The sequence below is a fragment of the Kocuria sp. ICS0012 genome (assembly GCF_001665945.1).
Classification (GTDB): Bacteria; Actinomycetota; Actinomycetes; order Actinomycetales; family Micrococcaceae; genus Kocuria; species Kocuria marina.
Map to the genome: position 1 here is coordinate 1 of NZ_LZMM01000005.1, position 16,708 is coordinate 16,708.

General features: G+C 69.8%; 12 protein-coding genes. 6 read left to right on the top strand and 6 right to left on the bottom strand.

The window, feature by feature from the left end:
- Nucleotides 1–114 precede the first annotated feature (114 nt).
- Both lipA and lipB read right to left on the bottom strand, forming a co-directional pair.
- On the bottom strand, nt 115–1,122 hold the full coding sequence (gene lipA / locus A5728_RS00350) for a lipoyl synthase (protein WP_064845171.1): 1,008 nt from the start codon (nt 1,120–1,122) through the stop codon (nt 115–117).
- A 115-nt stretch (nt 1,123–1,237) separates the two neighbouring features.
- Entirely contained in the window at nt 1,238–1,975 is a 738-nt protein-coding gene (gene lipB, locus A5728_RS00355; RefSeq protein WP_064845172.1) for a lipoyl(octanoyl) transferase LipB, read from the bottom strand.
- 74 nt (nt 1,976–2,049) lie between these two features.
- On the opposite strand from lipB, the gene A5728_RS00360 reads away from it, so the two are divergent.
- Nucleotides 2,050–4,008: a protein kinase gene (locus A5728_RS00360; RefSeq protein WP_064845173.1), complete on the top strand. Its 1,959-nt coding sequence runs from the start codon at nt 2,050–2,052 to the stop codon at nt 4,006–4,008.
- A gap of 277 nt (nt 4,009–4,285) precedes the next feature.
- On the opposite strand, the gene A5728_RS00365 is transcribed toward A5728_RS00360, so the two are convergent.
- From A5728_RS00365 to A5728_RS00380, 4 genes are all read right to left on the bottom strand, one after another.
- Nucleotides 4,286–4,636, bottom strand: coding sequence for a hypothetical protein (locus tag A5728_RS00365; protein WP_035961358.1), 351 nt, complete (start codon nt 4,634–4,636; stop codon nt 4,286–4,288).
- A gap of 124 nt (nt 4,637–4,760) precedes the next feature.
- Nucleotides 4,761–6,599: a 2-oxoglutarate dehydrogenase, E2 component, dihydrolipoamide succinyltransferase gene (sucB, locus tag A5728_RS00370; RefSeq protein WP_064845174.1), complete on the bottom strand. Its 1,839-nt coding sequence runs from the start codon at nt 6,597–6,599 to the stop codon at nt 4,761–4,763.
- 119 nt (nt 6,600–6,718) lie between these two features.
- Entirely contained in the window at nt 6,719–8,086 is a 1,368-nt protein-coding gene (lpdA, locus tag A5728_RS00375; RefSeq protein ID WP_064845175.1) for a dihydrolipoyl dehydrogenase, read from the bottom strand.
- A 170-nt stretch (nt 8,087–8,256) separates the two neighbouring features.
- Nucleotides 8,257–9,780 carry a leucyl aminopeptidase gene (locus tag A5728_RS00380; protein ID WP_064845176.1) on the bottom strand — a complete coding sequence of 508 codons (1,524 nt, stop codon included), beginning with the start codon at nt 9,778–9,780 and terminating at the stop codon, nt 8,257–8,259.
- A gap of 206 nt (nt 9,781–9,986) precedes the next feature.
- Here A5728_RS00380 and A5728_RS00385 point away from each other — a divergent pair, with 206 nt between their 5' ends.
- From A5728_RS00385 to A5728_RS00405, 5 genes are all read left to right on the top strand, one after another.
- Nucleotides 9,987–10,916, top strand: a complete 930-nt coding sequence (locus tag A5728_RS00385; protein WP_179861265.1) for a proteasome assembly chaperone family protein — start codon at nt 9,987–9,989, stop codon at nt 10,914–10,916.
- A 58-nt stretch (nt 10,917–10,974) separates the two neighbouring features.
- Nucleotides 10,975–12,270, top strand: coding sequence for a nitrate/nitrite transporter (locus A5728_RS00390; RefSeq protein WP_064845178.1), 1,296 nt, complete (start codon nt 10,975–10,977; stop codon nt 12,268–12,270).
- Between the two features lie 232 nt (nt 12,271–12,502).
- On the top strand, nt 12,503–13,936 hold the full coding sequence (locus tag A5728_RS00395; protein ID WP_064845179.1) for a DUF4192 family protein: 1,434 nt from the start codon (nt 12,503–12,505) through the stop codon (nt 13,934–13,936).
- Nucleotides 13,937–14,143: 207 nt separating this feature from the next.
- A complete protein-coding gene (locus A5728_RS00400; protein WP_064845180.1) occupies nt 14,144–15,763 on the top strand; it encodes an RNA polymerase sigma factor in 1,620 nt (539 codons plus the stop codon).
- A complete protein-coding gene (locus tag A5728_RS00405) occupies nt 15,763–16,488 on the top strand; it encodes a ubiquinone/menaquinone biosynthesis methyltransferase (protein ID WP_231885415.1) in 726 nt (241 codons plus the stop codon). The genes A5728_RS00400 and A5728_RS00405 overlap by 1 nt, the downstream gene beginning before the upstream one ends.
- Nucleotides 16,489–16,708 lie beyond the last annotated feature (220 nt).

Consider the following 16,708-nt stretch of genomic DNA (forward strand, 5'->3'; position numbering starts at 1 on the left):
GCGCGGGGGGGGGGGGCCGGCCCCCCCCCCCGCGGGCGCCGCGCCCCCCCGCCCCCCCCCCCCCCCCCGCGCCCGGGGGGGGGGGGCGCCCGCGGAGCGGTGTTGGTTCGGGCGTCAGCCCAGGCGGGCCAACAAGGAGGAGGCTTCCTGGCTCGCGGAACCCGAGTCGTCGATGTGGGACAGGTGCTCGGGGATCTCGCGGCCCATCTTCTTCATGGCGCGTGCCCACAGCTTGCCGGCGCGGTAGCTGGAACGCACCATGGGCCCAGCCATCACGCCCAGGAAGCCGATCTCCTCGGCCTGCTTGGACAGCTCCACGAAGGTTTCCGGCTTCACCCAGCGGTCGATCGGGTGGAACGTGGGGCCGGGGCGCAGGTACTGGGTGAGGGTGATGATGTCGCAGCCGGCGTCGTGCAGGTCGCACAGCGCCTCGTAGACCTCGTCGTCGGTCTCGCCCATGCCGAGGATCAGGTTGGACTTCACGATCATCCCGTTCTCCTTGCCCTGGGTCAGGACGTCCAGGGACCGTTCGTACGCGAACGCGGGACGAATCTGGCGGAAGATGCGGGGGACGGTCTCCAGGTTGTGCGCGAAGACCTCGGGCTGGGCGTCGATGACCTGCTGCAGGGCGTCCGGCTGACCCTTGAAGTCGGGGATCAGGATCTCCACACCCGTGCTCGGGTTCAGGGCGTGGATCGCGCGAATGGTCTCGGCGTTGAGCCATGCGCCGCCGTCCGCGAGGTCGTCACGGGCCACCGAGGTCACGGTCGCGTAGCGCAGTCCCAGGTCACGCACGGACTCGGCGACCTTGCGAGGCTCGGCGACGTCCACCATGCCCGGCTTGCCCGTGGCGATGTCGCAGAAGTCGCAGCGGCGCGTGCACGTGTCCCCGCCGATCAGGAACGTGGCCTCACGGTCCTCCCAGCACTCGTAGATGTTGGGACACCCTGCTTCCTCGCACACCGTGTGCAGCCCGCGACCCCGGGCCATGGACTTCAGTTCCGTGAACTGGGGTCCCATCTTGGCGGTGTTCTTCAACCACGAGGGCTTCTTCTCGATGGGCACCTCGGCGTTGCGTGCCTCGACGCGCAGCAGTTTGCGGCCTTCGGGGGCGATGGTCATGAGTACTCCTCGCTGGTGGCGCTGGCGGGGCCCGGTCCACGCGGATGAGCGGGTCGGGCCGTTCTCAGGGGTCTGTTCTCGACGATCCGCGATTCGTGCGGTGGCTGTGGCCCGGTCAGGACACCGCGGTGGGTGTGGCGTCCCTCGCTCGGGAGTCACCCGTGTGCGGCAGTCGCACGGGCGGTGCCGGGACATCGGGTTCGAAGGCGACGCACAGGTCCGCCTCACGGGCCGCGAGTTCCTGCTCCATACGCTGCACAACGTCCGCCGGGTCGATCCGATTCCCGGTCTCCTGGCTGATCGAGGTCACGCCAGCGTCCGTGATCCCGCACGGGATGATCTTGCCGAACGGGCGCAGGTCGTTCGAGCAGTTCAAGGCGAAACCATGCATCGTCGCACGCTTGGAGACCTGCACGCCGATCGCCGAGATCTTGCGATCGGGGCCCCGCTCGTCCGCGAGCACCCACGCGCCGGACCGGCCCTCCACGGTGGTCGCGGGCACGCCGAAGTCACGGACCACGGCGATGATGACCTCTTCCAGGACACGCACGAAGCGCACCACGTCCAAGGGGATCGGCAAGCGCACGATGGGATACCCCACGAGCATCCCGGGGCCGTGGTAGGTCAGTTTCCCGCCCCGGCCGATCGGGACCACGTCCGTGCCGTCCCACGGGTACTCGTGCTTCTCAGTGCGGCGCCCGGCGGTGTAGACGGGTTCGTGTTCCACCATCAGCACCGTGTTGCCGCGGGTTCCGGCCACGACCTCGCCGTGGACCTCCCGCTGCAGGTCCAAGCACTCGCGGTAGTTCACGAAGTCCGGTGCCAGACCGATGCGTTCGAAGTGCAGAGCCATTCCGCCAGCCTATCCCTTCCGCCCGTCTGTGGATAACGCGAGCGGGCCGCCGTGTTTCCCGGCACAGTGGGGTCATGAACGCAGAGCAGGAACCGGAGCAGCTCGAGGCGCCGTCCAGGACCCGTGACGCGTCCGCGCCGTCGCGTGGGCACAGCGCGCGGGACCGCGTGCGGGCCGTGCGCGCGGGTGAGCGGCGTCGTCACGGCCGCGAGGGGTACGACGACGCCGCGGCGTCCCCGGGTGCGGCCCCCTCCGCTAGTGCGGTATCCGCCGGCCATTCGGTACCCGCCCACCGTGTGCAGCCCGCCGACCGTGCGGAGTCGCCCGAGTCGATGAGCGATCCGGCCGCCGAGACGGTCGAGCGCGACGGTCTCGAACTCGTGGAGAAGCTCGGGGAGGGCGGTGGGTCCCGCACGTGGCTGGCCCGGGAACGCACGACCCATGAGAAGTACACCGTCACGTTCGTCGTGACCGAGGACCGCGAACACCGGCGGGCCGGCGAGGAGCAGATCGCCGCCCTCGTCGAGGCATGGGCGGAGTCACCGCATCCCGAGCTCGTGAGCGTGCGCGCGACCCTCGGCGGGGACGGTGCATCCCGGGCGCTCGTGGCGGACCACGTCCGCGGCCAGACCCTTGAGGACACCGTGCGCGACCGGGGACGGCTGCGGCCTGAGGACACCGCGCCGGTTCTCGCGGCGGTCGCTCGTGCGCTTTCGCACCTGCACGAGCGCAGCTGGGTGCACGGGGACCTCGCGGCGCATCACGTCCTCCTCACGCCGGACGGGCGCGCGCTCGTGGACGGCTACGGCGTTCCCGCGGGCAGCTCTGTGGGGCCCGTGCCATGGGGTGTCGCGGATCGGCCCGCGCACCCCGGGGTGGCGCTCGGCCCCGCGGAGGATGCATACACCGCGGTGCAGGACGTGCATGCCCTGGGCGTGCTGGGGTGGCTCGCGCTCACGGGCCGCCACCCCGGCCCCGAGTCGCACCGGGTGCCGTTGACGCTCATGTGTCCCGCCGCGCCGCGTCACCTCGTGCTGATGCTCGAAGCCGCCCTGGCTGACGACCCCGCCGCGCGCCCCTCCGCGCAGGAACTCGCCGCAGGTTTCTCGGCCTCCGCACCGCGGAGCAAACCGGTCGGCCGGCCACCCGAACGCATGACCCCGGAGGTCATCCGCGCGGACGGCACCGTGGTGCGGCCCCGCCGCCTCATGCCCCTGCGCCCCGTTCCCCGTCGGCTCGTTCCCCCGCGTCGGATTCGGATGAGTCCGGGCGGCGTCGCCGTGGCCGGGGTGGACACGTCCGTGCGGCGCAGGGCGTGGCTCGCGGCCGCCGGAGTCCTGGGTGCAGCGGCCCTGGCGTGGGGATTCCTCGCGTGGGACGGTGGCGGGCCCGTCGCCAGGCCCGCCGAATCCGGTGCGACGTCGGCAGCCGGGGTGGGGACGGCGTCGTCGCCCCCGGATGCGACCGCCGGGACACCCTCCGGAACGAGCTCGCAGTCCCCTGGGGCGACCCCCGTGCCGGACGCTGCGGGGGCGTCCAGGGAGGCCTCCGAGCGATCGACCACCGCGCCAGGAGAGACCATGCAGGACAAGGACGGTGAGGCGCGAAGGGCCGTCGAAGGCCTCGTGTTCGCCCGCGCGGCGGCGCTCGCGGCCGGGGATGAGACGGCCGTCGCGGAAGTGTACGTCGCGGATTCGGGACTCGCTGCGCGGGATCGGGACCTGATCCAGCGCGCGAAGGCCCAGGACACCTCGGGATCGGGATTCACGGCCTTGTCCGGTGTGAGCATGGACGTCGTCCGGTTGACCGAACAGCGGCCCCGCGCCGGGTCGGGTCTCACGCCCGCCGAGGCGGCCCGCACTCGCACCTACGACGCCGAGGTCCGGACGCGGGGCTGGCACGGCGAATTACCCTCGGGCTCCCACGTGACCCGGCAGGGGGACGAGGCCCTGCAGACCCTGCGGATCTCGGTGACCCACACCCCGCAGGGGTGGCGGCTCGCCGACGTCACACCGGTCGAGGCCGCCCCGTGAGAGGCGGCCCATGACGGCCCCCGCGCGACGGCTGCGACATGAGGGTCGGCTCGTGAAGGTCTCGTCATGATGGTCGGATCGCCGTGGGAGGCTGCCGCGCGCCGACGGCATCGACAGGTCCGCAACGGGTGGCTGCGAGGCAGCCGCCGCCCATGGGCGGAGGCGCTGACCCGCGGGTCGTGAGCAACGCGAAGCCCCTGTGCCGTCGCAATCTGAAGGGAACGCGCGACACCGGGGCTTGCGGTGGGAACGGGGGACGTTCAGGGAAGCGGGTGGCTCACCAGAACACCGCGACGGCGGCATTGATCACGGCTAGACCGCCGACCGCGTGGGCCAGCCCGGTGGACACGGGCTCGCCGCGCTTGGTCTTGCGCATCCCGATGAACGCCGCGACGGCCACGACGAGCAGGATGATCAGTTTGACGCCGATCTTCATGTGGTTGACCGCGAAACCGTCCTGCATCTCGCGGAAGACCACCATGACCAAACCGGTCAGCAGCATCACGATCGCGGCCCAGAACTGACCGGACGTGACGGTGGGGCGCTTCATGGTGAAGAGCCACGTGCCGATGATGACGGCTAGACCGAGGAAGTGGAGGAACAACATGAGGCTGAAGAGGAAAGACATGATTCGAGCCTATCGGAGCCCCGTCACACGAAACCGCCGGGATGCGTTCTGAGTGATCCAGAACACATCCCGGCGGCCGGGAAATCAACCGAACGGTTGACCGCGGTGGGTCACGGGGCAACCCTTACAGGCCGACCTCCGATTCGAACTGACCCGCTTCCAGGCGCTTCTTGAGCGTGCCCAGGAACCGGCCGGCGTCCGCGCCGTCCACGAGACGGTGGTCGTAGGTCAGGGACAAGTAGCACATGTGGCGGATGGCGATGGTGTCGTTGCCGTCCGCGTCCGTGAGCACCATGGGGCGCTTGACGATCGTGCCCGTGCCCAAGATGGCGACCTGCGGCTGGTTGATGATGGGCGTGTCGAACAGGGCACCGAAGGAACCGATGTTCGTGATGGTGAAGGTCCCACCGGTCAGCTGATCCGGGGAGATGGAACCGTCCTTGGCGGCGGCACCCACTTCCGCGATCTGCTTGGCCAGACCACCCAGGTTCAGGTCACCGGCGTTCTTGACGACCGGCACAAGCAACCCGCGGGGGGTGTCCACCGCGATCGCGATGTCCTCGGAGGCGTTGTAGACGATCTCCTTGGACTCTTCCTTGAACGTGGCGTTGAGCACGGGGTGCGCCTGCAATGCTTCGGCCACGGCCTTGGCGAAGAACGGCATGAACGTGAGCTTGGCGCCCTCGCGCTTCTGGAACTGGTCCTTGGCCTTCTGACGCAGCTGGGCCACGCGAGTCATGTCCACTTCGGTCACCTGCGTGAGCTGGGCGGAGACGTCCAGGGACTCGCGCATGCGCTTGGCGATGGTCATCCGGATCCGGGGGGCCTTCTCCGTGGTGCCGCGCTTGGCGTCCGGTGCGGGGGTGGAGGCCGGCTGGGCCTCGGAGCTCTGGCGGGACACGGCCGGTGCCATGTTGGCGCCGGTGTCCTGGACCTGGGGAGCCTCGGACTGCTTGGCGGCCTCCTCTGCGGCGGCGAGCACGTCCTGCTTGCGGATGCGCCCACCCACACCCGTGCCGGTGATCGTGGACAGGTCCACGTCCTTCTCACGGGCCAGCTTGCGCACTAGCGGGGTCACGTAGCCGGGGACGTCCTTGGCGCCGGAGTCCGAGGACTTGGCACCGGAATCGGAGGACGCACCGGACTCGGACTGCTTGGCGGGAGTGGGCTTCTCCTCGGAGCCGGAGCTCTTCTGGGGAGCCTTGGCCTCGGCGGCCTGTTCGGTGTTCTCACCGGAATCGGCTTCGGTCGCGGCGTCCTCGATCTGCTCGGCCCTGGTCTCACCCGACTCGTCGGAGGAACCGTTATCGGAGTCGGAGTCACCGGAGCCGGCGGCGGACTCGTCGCCCACGATCGCCAGGACCTGGCCGACCTCGGCGTCCTCGTCCTCCGGGACCTTGATCTCCAGCAGGGTCCCGGCCACGGGGGAGGGGACCTCGGTGTCGACCTTGTCGGTGGAAACCTCCAGCAGGGGCTCGTCGACCTCAATCTGCTCGCCGACCTCCTTGAGCCAGCGGGTCACGGTGCCCTCGGTCACGGACTCACCCAGCGCGGGCAGGGTGACCTCCACGGAGTTGCCCGAGGACTGCTTGGTGTCGGCCTTGGGGGCCTGCTCGGTCTCGGTCTCCGCGGCCTGTTCGGTGTTCTCACCGGAATCGGCTTCGGTCGCGGCGTCCTCGACCTCCTCGGCGGAAGCGTCCGAGGAGTCATCGGAACCCGAACCGGAGCCGTCACCGATGACGACCAGCGGGGCACCGACCTCCACGTCCTCGTCCTCGTCGACCAGGATCTTCTCGACGACGCCGGCCACGGGGGAGGGGACCTCGGTGTCGACCTTGTCGGTGGAGACCTCGAGTAAGGGCTCGTCCACGGCCACCTCGTCGCCCACCTGCTTCAACCAGCGGGTCACGGTTCCTTCGGTGACAGACTCGCCCAGCGCGGGCAGGTTAACGGTTTCAGACATTGTGTCGTCCGTCCCTCTCTAAAGATCGGAAAATGTGCAACGTGTCCCGGGTCCGTGCGGTCCCGGGGTGGTGAGGGGCCGGGTGCCCACCCCGTGGGGCGGGCACCCGGTGCAGTGGATCAGCCGTGCAGCGGAGTGCCGGCCAATGCCATCGCTGCCTCACCGATGGCCTCGTTCTGGGTCGGGTGGGCGTGGACGAATGCCGCCACGTCCTCGGGGTAGGCCTCCCAGTTCACCATGAGCTGGCCTTCACCGATCTGCTCACTGATGCGGGTCCCGATCGCGTGGAACCCCACGATGGGTCCGTCCTTCTCGCGCACCAGCTTGATGATGCCGCCGGTGCCCAGGATGGAGCTCTTGCCGTTGCCAGCGAGGTTGTACTCGAAGGTCTCCACGTTGTCCTTGCCGAACTTCTCCTCCGCCTTGGGCTGGGAGTAGCCCACGGAGGCGATCTCGGGCTCGGTGAACGTGACCTTGGGGACGTTGATGTCCGGGACCACCACGGGGTTGAGCCCGGCGATCTCCTCGGCCACGAAGCGGCCCTGCTGGTAGCCGCGGTGGGCGAGCTGCACGCCGGGGACGATGTCACCGATCGCGTAGATGTTGGCCACGCCCGTGTGCAGGCGCTCGTCGGGGGTCACGAAACCGCGGTCCATGGGGATGCCCTGGTCCTCGAAGCCCATGCCCTCGGTGTTGGGGCCGCGGCCCACGGCCACCAGCACGATCTCGGCCTCGAATTCCTTGCCGTCCGCGAGGGTGACCTTGGCGCCGTCGTCGTTCTGCTCGACCTTCTCGAAGAACGTGCCCAGGTTGTACTTGATGCCGCGCTTCTTGAACTCGCGCTCAGCGATCTTCACGATGGCCGGGTCCTCGTTGGCCACGAGGTGGGGCAGACCCTCGATCACGGTCACGTCCACGCCGAAGGAGCGCCACATGGAGGCGAACTCGCAGCCGATCACGCCGCCGCCCAGCACGATCGCGGACTTGGGCACGAAGTCGATCTCGAGGGCCTCGGTGGAGGTCATCACGCGGCCGCCGATCTCGATGCCCAGGGTCTTGGAGAAGGAACCAGTGGCCAGGATGATGTGCTCACCCGTGTAGGTGGTGCCGTCCACGTCGATGGTGTTGGGGCCGGTGAGCTTGCCGTTGCCCTGGATCACGTCCACCTTGCGCATCTTCATGAGCCCGGTGAGACCCTTGTACTTGCCCTGCACGACCTTGTTCTTGTACTCGCGTACGGCCGCCATGTCGATGGACTCGAGGGAGGCCTTGATGCCGTACTTCTCCGACTCCCGGGCGCCTTCGGCGAGTTCGGCCGAGTGCAGGTACGCCTTGGTGGGGATGCAACCCCAGTGCAGGCACGTACCTCCCAGCTTCTCCTTCTCGATCAGCGCCACGCTGTAACCCAGCTGCACCGCGCGCAGTGCGGCGGAGTACCCGGCGGATCCTCCGCCCAGGACCAGAATGTCGTATTGGTTGTCGGCCACGTTGGCTCCCTCGGGGTTCGAGTTCTTGGTTTCTGATGCCCGCCCGGGTCCCGATCCTGGGTGTGTGTGGGGCGGTCACGGTTGGGGTCCAGCCTAACGCCACCCCGGGGGGCTCACCAGACATTGCATCCCGGTGGACCCCCGCAGCGTGGCGCACGACCGGGGAAAACCTACTCGGCGAGGTCCTGGGCCACCGCGAGCATGGTGCGCACCCCGAAGCCGGTCCCCTCCTTGGGTGTGTACCCCCAGGGCTGCGACTCGTTGAAGGAGGGGCCCGCGATGTCGATGTGCGCCCACGGGATCCGCCGGCCACGCTGCTCGGGGACGAACTCCCGCAGGAACAGCCCGGCCACGAGCATCCCGCCGTACTTGTCGCCCATGTTCTTCAGGTCCGCCACGAACGAGTCGAGGGACGGACGCAGGTGCTCGGGCAGCGGCATGGGCCACGCGGATTCGCCCGCGCGGGAAGCGGCGCGCACGACACGTTCGCGAGCGGCGTCGTCGCCCATGATGCCCGCGGTACGCACGCCGAGCGCGGCCATCTGCGCGCCCGTCAGGGTCGCGATGTCCAGCAACAGGTCCGGGTTCTCCTGGCCCGCGGCCCACAGCCCGTCCGCGAGCACCAGGCGGCCCTCGGCGTCCGTGTTCAACACCTCCACGGTGTGACCGCTGAACATGCTCAACACGTCACCCGGACGGGTCGCGGAGCCGGAGGGCAGGTTTTCGGCGAGGCACAGCCAGCCCGTCACGGTCACGGGCAACTGGAGCGCAGCGGCCGCGAGGACGGTGCTGAGCACCGCGGCGGCACCGGCCATGTCCGACTTCATGGTCATCATCGAGGCCGGCGGCTTCAACGACAGGCCGCCGGAGTCGAACGTAATGCCCTTGCCCACGAGCGCCACGTGCTTCTTGGCGCGGGCCGGGGACCACTGCAGCTTGACCAGGCGCGGCCCGTTCACGGAGCCCCGCCCCACGCCCAGCAGGCCGCCGTAACCGCCGCGGGTCAGTTCCTTCTCGGCGAGCACCTCGACCGAGACCTTCGTGCCCTTCGCGGCGGTGGTCGCCACGGCCGCGACGAACTCGGGGGTCGCGGTGTCGGGGGAGAGGTCCACGAGGGTGCGCGTCAGGCGCACGGCGCGCGCCACCTGGGCGGCCCGGATGACGGCGTCCTTCGCGGTCTTGCCGAGGTTCTTGGGTACGACCACGGTCGCCGCGCTCAGCGGAACGTCGGCCTCGGAGGCCGTGCGGGACTTCTGCGTGACGTAGTTGAACGCGCCCAGCCCGATCCCCTCGGCCACGGCCTGGACCTCGGTCTCGGAGGCCACGGGCAGCGCGAACACGGCGGTTTCGGCCGCCCCGCGCAGGGTCCGCGCCGCAGCACCGGCCGCTTGGCGCAGGTTCTCGCCACGCTCGTCGTCCTCACCACGGCCCAGTCCCGTGAACACGACGGACCGCGCGTCCACCTCGTCCGGGGCGGGCACCACGAGCACGCGGTCGAGCCCGCCGGAGACCCGGGCCCGTTCGGCGAGCTCCGTCAGACGACGCCGCACGCCCGCCTTGACGTCGCTCGGTACCGCGAGCTCGCCGTCGTGGCGTACCCCCAGCACGAGGGCGTCTGCGGAGGTGCCCAGGGGCTTGGTGCTGCTCTCGAGGCGTACCTCGTGGGTGGCCAGGATGTCCTGCGGTGTGGTCACTGTCGTGTCCTTTCACGGGTGGCTGACGACGATGCGGCGCGGTACGGATGGCCGCGACGTGCGCGGCGTTCGTATGGCGCGCACGACTCCGATCCTAGCCAGCACAGCCCCGGGGAAGCGGGGAATAGGCGGGGTCGCTCCGGGCGTTCCCTTCTCACGAGCGTCGGCGCCCCTGTGCCGCGCCCATGATTCGACGAGGAGGAAGTGTGCTGGATCCCACGGCCCTGTATCTGGGGAATCCCGCGTTGCTGGGAGACGAGCGATTGCGTGGGCTGCCCATGATCGTGGCGCTGTCCGGATACGTGGAGGCCGGCCACCTGGCCGGTCAGATCGAGGCCGTCATCCTCGACTCCATGCCGAGCGAGACCGTGGTCCGTTTCGACCTGGACCAGCTCTACGACTACCGCTCCCGGCGCCCCCACGTGAAGTTCTCGGAGGACCACTTCGAGGACTTCGAGGCGCCCGAGCTGAACCTGCATGTGGTCACCGACGGGCTGGACCGGCACTTCTTGTTGCTCACCGGACCCGAGCCTGACACCCAGTGGGAGCGGTTCAGCTCCGCCGTGGTGGGGCTCGCGCAACGACTGCGGGTGAGTCTCGTGGCGCTCGTGGGAGGGATCCCCATGCCCGTGCCGCACACGCGGCCCATCCTGGTGACCGCCCATGGTCCGCGTGCGGATCTGCTGCCCCGGATCGACGGCAACAAGCCCACGTTCGAGGTCAGCGCATCCGCCTCGCACCTGCTCGAACTGCGATTGCAGGAGGGTGGGATCGATCACGTGGGGTTGTCCGTGCACGTGCCGCAGTACCTCGCGGAGTCCTACCTTCCGCAGGCGGCCGTCGCGGCCCTCGAGTATCTCAGTGCCGTGACCGGGCGCACTCTGCCCACGGACGAGCTGCGGGAGGCCTCCCGGGACGTGATCCGTCAGATCGACGCGCAGGCGAACTCCTCGCCCGAGGTCCAGGGTGTCATCCAGAACATGGAACGGCGATACGATGACGTGGTGGACGCGTCCGCCCGTCGTTCGATTCTCGCCGGGCCCGACGACGCCGACCTGCCCGACGCCGACGACCTCGGTGCCGCCGCGGAGGCGTTCTTGGCCGCGCAGAGCGACCCGGAGGACCACCGAGAGTAGGGCCCCGCACCCGGTATGCATGGGCCTCCGTCGCCGAGCCCGTGGGAGGCCCATCCGCATGCCCGAACCGGTTGCACCTCGTCCGTCCCGGTACAAGGACTCACCCACCGCATGGTTGATTTTCGCGGTGGGTGTTTTCGCGTACTTCTCCGCGGTCGCGCAGCGCACGAGTTTCGGCGTGGCCACGGTGGAGGCCGCCGACCGGTTCCAGACCGCGGCCTCGGGGTTGTCCCTGTTCTCCATGATGCAGGTGCTCGTCTATGCGGCACTACAGGTGCCCGTGGGGGTGCTCGTGGACCGGTTCGGCCCGCGCATCCTCATCACCGTGGGGGCCGTGGCCATGGCGGCGGGACAACTGCAATTGGCCGCGGCGCAGTCCGTGGCCGAGGGCGTGGTGGGTCGCATCCTCGTGGGCGCCGGCGACGCCGCCACGTTCGTGTGCGTCATGCGCTTGCTCCCCGTGTGGTTCTCCGCGCTGAAGGTACCCATGCTCACCCAGGTCGTGGGCATGACGGGCAACCTGGGCCAGCTCTTCTCCGTGATCCCGTTCGCGGCGTTGCTCCACGTGGTCGGCTGGGTGCCGTCCTTCGCGGTCATGGCGGCGATCGCCCTGCTCGCCGCGGTGCTCTCCGGCCTGTTCCTGCGCAGCAACCCGCCGGGCGCGCGTGAGCTCAACGACGCGATCTCCTTGGCGACCGTGCGCACCTCCATGGGGCAGGCCATCAAGGAACCGGGGACCCAGCTGGGCTTCTGGGTCCACTTCACCGTGCAGTTCGTGGGCAACACGTTCGCCCTCATGTGGGCGTACCCGTACCTGCAGAACGCACAGGGGCTGGACCCCACGCAGGCCTCCGCCGTGATGACCGTGTACGTGGTGTTCAACGTGGCGGTGGCGCCGGTGATCGGCAAACTCAGTGCGCGCTTCGCGCGCCGGCGCTCCACACTGTCCCTGGCATGCGTGCTCGTGAGCTGGGCCGGGTGGACGGCACTGCTCGTCTGGCCGGGCCACGCCCCCGCCGTGGTCGTCTACGTGGCCGTGTGCATGATCGCTCTGTCCCTGCCCGCGTCCATGCTGGCGTTCGACATCGTGCGCTCCTTCAACCCGCCGCAGCGCAACGGCACCGCCACGGGACTCGCCAACGTGGGCGGGTTCGCGGCGTCCCTGCTCGCGATCTACGTCACGGGGCTCGTGCTCGACCTGCTGTTCGGCGCCGGGATCACACCCACGCTGTACGACGCCGATGCGTTCCGTCCCGCGATCGCCGCCCAGGCCCTCGTGGCCCTCGTGGGCACGGTCGCGATCCTTCGCTGCACACGCAAGGTGCGCCGGGTGCACGGCCCCGATTCCGTCTGACCCCTGGGTGAGTGGGAACCCGCGCCGCGCGTCCCATTACGGCTCCGGCTCGCCACGCCCTACCGCTCCACCGCCGACGGCACCCCACTTCGCCCACCGCCGACGGCGCCCCACTTCGTCCACCGCGGCAAGCGCCCTCCACAGCACCGCCCCGGGGTGTGTCGGGAGCGAGCTCGTGCACATGCGCGCGGACCGACCCCACCGAGGGGCGTCCGGTCGCCAGGGTGGCGTCATGACCATTTCCCATGAAGCCGCCGACACCGTTCGCATCCGCAGCACCGAGGACCTCCTCGCGCTGATCCCTCATCAGGTGGGTCGCCAGCCCCGTAACACCTCGGTGCTGTTCTTCCCCGTGGCCGACAGCAGCGCCCTGTGCCTGAGCATGAACTCACCCACCGTGGAGACCGATCCGTACGAGCTCGGTGCGGAGCTCGCCGAGGTCCTCGCGCGTGTGCGTCACTGCGGGGAGGTGGTCGTGACGGTGTACTCGGACCAGGCCCTCGAGGGCGGGATGGATCGCGAGGCCGTGGCCGCGGCCCGGTGGGAGTGCGCCGTGGAACGGGCGGGACTCACCGTGTTACGCGCCCTCGTGGTGGGTCCGCAGCACTGGTGGGACCTCGCGGAACCGGACCGGGCGTTGCCCGTCGAGCTGATCCGGGACAGCGCGGTCAACGCCCAGATGATCGCACTGGGTAGCGCTGCCGAACCGGATGCGCCCGAGCACCATCCGCGGTGGCGGCACCGGTTCGCCCGGAGGGCACAGCATGTCACGCGTGCGTGGGAGCGACTGCGCACGGACGACGGCGATTCCGCACCTGCGCGGACCACGGTGCCGGGTCCGACGCCGCCCACCATCGACCCCGATCCGCGGCATCCGTTGACGGCGTGGCACCGCGCGGTGCGTTGCGTCCAGGCGGACAGGCAGCACTGGGTGGATGCCGTCCTGGGTCTGTCGGACGGACATCTCGCGCTGCTGATCGAGGGGGTGCACGACGACCTCGTCAGGGACGCGCTGCTGTACGCGTGGTTGAGCGGGAGCACCGCTCGGGCCGCGGCGGCGCTCGCAGGGTTGCGGGCCGCCATGGTGCGACTGGGCGGCGGCATCGCGGGGTCCGAGCCCTCGCAGGACGAGATCGACGAGGCCCTGCGCTGCGTGGTCGCGGTGGCCGGGGAATGGGACGGCCCGCCGGACTGGGACACCCTGGACGGTGCGTACCGGGTGTTGCAGGTGCTGGACGGGATCCTGGGTGCGGGGCGCGACCCGCTCGCCGACCCCACCGAGATCGTGGCGGGCTCGCGGGAGTCGTTGGGTCCTCGAGATTTGTCGGATTCCCGGGAGACGTCGGGTGACCGAGAGCCGTCAAGTGACCCAAACCCCTCGAGTGACCGGCAACCCTTGACCGCGGCTGCCGCGAGCGTCGTGGCCACCTTGGCGCAGCTCGAGGTGTACCGGGGTCGCGCCCACACGGCGTCGCGGTTGCTCGCACGCTGCGCGAACCGGGAGGGTGCCGCGGGGTCCGAACGATCCGCGATGCCCGGCCGTTCCGCGGCGGCCGACGTGGCGCACCGGTTGCGGCACCAGCCCACGCCGTGGTGGTGCGTGGACCGGCGTACCGCGTGGCCAGGCCGGGGCGTGTGGGAACGCGGTGCCTCGGACCAGGGGTGATGGGGGCACATCGCTAGAGGTAACGGGGGCGGGCGAAATTTTTTCATGGTGTGCGGGAACAAACTGCGAAGGGTCGGTGTTAGGGCGAATAAGGCCCTCAGAGTCTCGGCGGGACCCCGTGTCACCACGCCGGACTTGACAGGGTCATAGGTGTGTTGGCCGCTGATGCGGTGCGCACCCGTAGATCTGTCCAACGAAAGGTTCTCCGTGTCACCAGCTGCCAGCAAGACCGCGTCCGCTTCTCAGGCCTCCACGGCGCAGACGGACCCCGCTGAGACCACTTCTCAGGCAGGCACGGGCGGCGCTAGCACGAGTGGCGCTGCTAAGAAGCCCGCCGTGAAGCGGGCCGCCGCGGCCAAGAAGACTGTGGCGCGCAAGAGCACCGCCGCTAAGAAGAGCGCTTCCGCCACGCGGGGGACCGCCGCGGCGTCGTCGCAGACCACCGCTGCCACATCGGACGCGGCGGCGTCGAACAAGACAGACACCGCCGCGCCCGCGGCGAAGAAGACCGCCACCCGGAAGACCGCCGCCAAGAAGACGGCCGCGACCAAGAACGCGGCGACCAAGTCCACGACCCGCACCAAGACCACCGCGGACTCCGCGGAGGGCACCGCCAAGTCCACGGGTACCCGCAAGACCACCAAAACCGCCGCGAAGCCCGCCGCCAAGGCCCCCGCGGGCGGACGCGGTCGGAAGAAGGCGGATCCCGTCGAGGAGGCGCTCGCCGAGGACGAATTGGTGCCCGAGGACACCCCGGAGGACCTCGAGGACGAGGACACCCAGGAGTCCCAGCAGGCCTCAGTGGAGGAATCGGCCCCGCTCATGAAGGGCCGCCAGGACAAGAGTGCGCGCGGCTTCGTGCTGACCAACAACGACGACGACGACGCTCCCGCCCAGCAGGTGGTCGTCGCCGGTGCCACCGCGGACCCCGTCAAGGACTACCTCAAGCAGATCGGAAAGGTCGCGCTGCTCAACGCGGAACAGGAGGTGGACCTGGCCCTGCGCATCGAGGCCGGGCTGTACGCCGAGCACAAGTTCGCGGACGAACAGGACTCCATGGACGCGGACACCCGCCGCGCCTACCGCTGGGTGATCCACGACGGCCGCCGCGCCAAGAACCACCTGCTCGAGGCCAACCTGCGCCTCGTGGTGTCCCTGGCCAAGCGCTACACGGGCCGCGGCATGCTGTTCCTGGACCTGATTCAGGAGGGCAACCTGGGCCTGATCCGCGCGGTCGAGAAATTCGACTACACCAAGGGCTTCAAGTTCTCCACGTACGCAACGTGGTGGATCCGCCAGGCCATCACCCGCGCCATGGCGGACCAGGCCCGCACCATCCGCATCCCGGTGCACATGGTCGAGGTCATCAACAAGCTGGCCCGCGTGCAGCGCCAGATGCTGCAGGACCTGGGGCGCGAACCCACCCCGGAGGAGCTCGCCAATGAGCTCGACATGACCCCCGAGAAGGTCGTGGAGGTCCAGAAGTACGGTCGCGAACCCATTTCGTTGCACACGCCGCTCGGTGAGGACGGTGACTCCGAGTTCGGCGACCTGATCGAGGACTCCGAGGCCGTGGTCCCCGCGGACGCCGTGTCCTTCACGCTGCTGCAGGAGCAGTTGCACTCGGTGCTGGACACGCTCTCCGAACGCGAGGCCGGTGTGGTGGCCATGCGCTTCGGGCTCACGGACGGTCAGCCCAAGACCCTGGACGAAATCGGGAAGGTCTACGGCGTCACCCGTGAGCGGATTCGCCAGATAGAGTCCAAGACCATGTCCAAGCTGCGTCACCCGTCCCGCTCGCAGGTGCTGCGGGACTACCTGGACTGATGTCCTCGGTGAACAAGAACGGTAAGCACTCTATGACCGAACGGGATACGAAGGTCCAGGGCATCTTCGACCGGATCACGGACTCCTACGACCGGATCAACACGCTGATGACCCTGGGTCGGCACGCCCAGTGGTGCCGCGAGGTGGCCCGGCGGGCGGCCGTGACGCCGGGCGGCCGGCTGCTGGACATCGCCACGGGCACGGGGGAGATCGCGCTGGCCGCGCGGCGTCGTGAACCCCGCGCCGAGATCACGGCGGTGGACTTCTCCGAGAACATGCTCGAGCGCGCCCGCACGAAGCCCGGCGCGGACGGCATCGCGTGGGAGTTCGCGGACGCCCACTCGCTGGAGTACGCGGACGAATCCTTCGAAGCGGTGACCCACGGTTACCTGCTGCGCAACGTGAGCGACGTCCCGCGCGTACTCAGCGAACAGTTCCGTGTGCTCGCGCCCGGGGGGCGGGTGGTCGTCCTGGAGACGGCACCGCCCCGGGGGCTGCTCAAGCTCGCGGTCACCGCGGGGATGCGGATTGTGTTGCCCCTGCTAGGACGGGTGGTCGCCAAGGACAAGGACGCTTACTCCTACCTGGAGAGCTCCACCCTCGGATTCATGCAGCCCACGCAGGTCGCGCAGCTCATGCGCGAGGTCGGCTTCACGGACGTGGACTTCGAGACCAAGTACCTGGGCACCAACGTGATCCTGTGGGGCCGCAAGCCCGGCCCGTGAGGGACATATGATGTGAAGGACACATGACAAGGAAGGGGCGCCGCCGGGGGTGGGGGCCGTGCGTGGTGTGCGGGGGGTGGGGGGGGGGGGCGGCCCCCCGCGGGGGGGCGGGGGGGGGGGGGGGCGGGGCGGGGGGGGGCGGGGGGGGCGGGCGGGGCGCGCGGGCGGGCGGGGGGCGGGGGGGCGGGGGGGCCGGGCCGGCACGCGCCGCGGGGCCCGG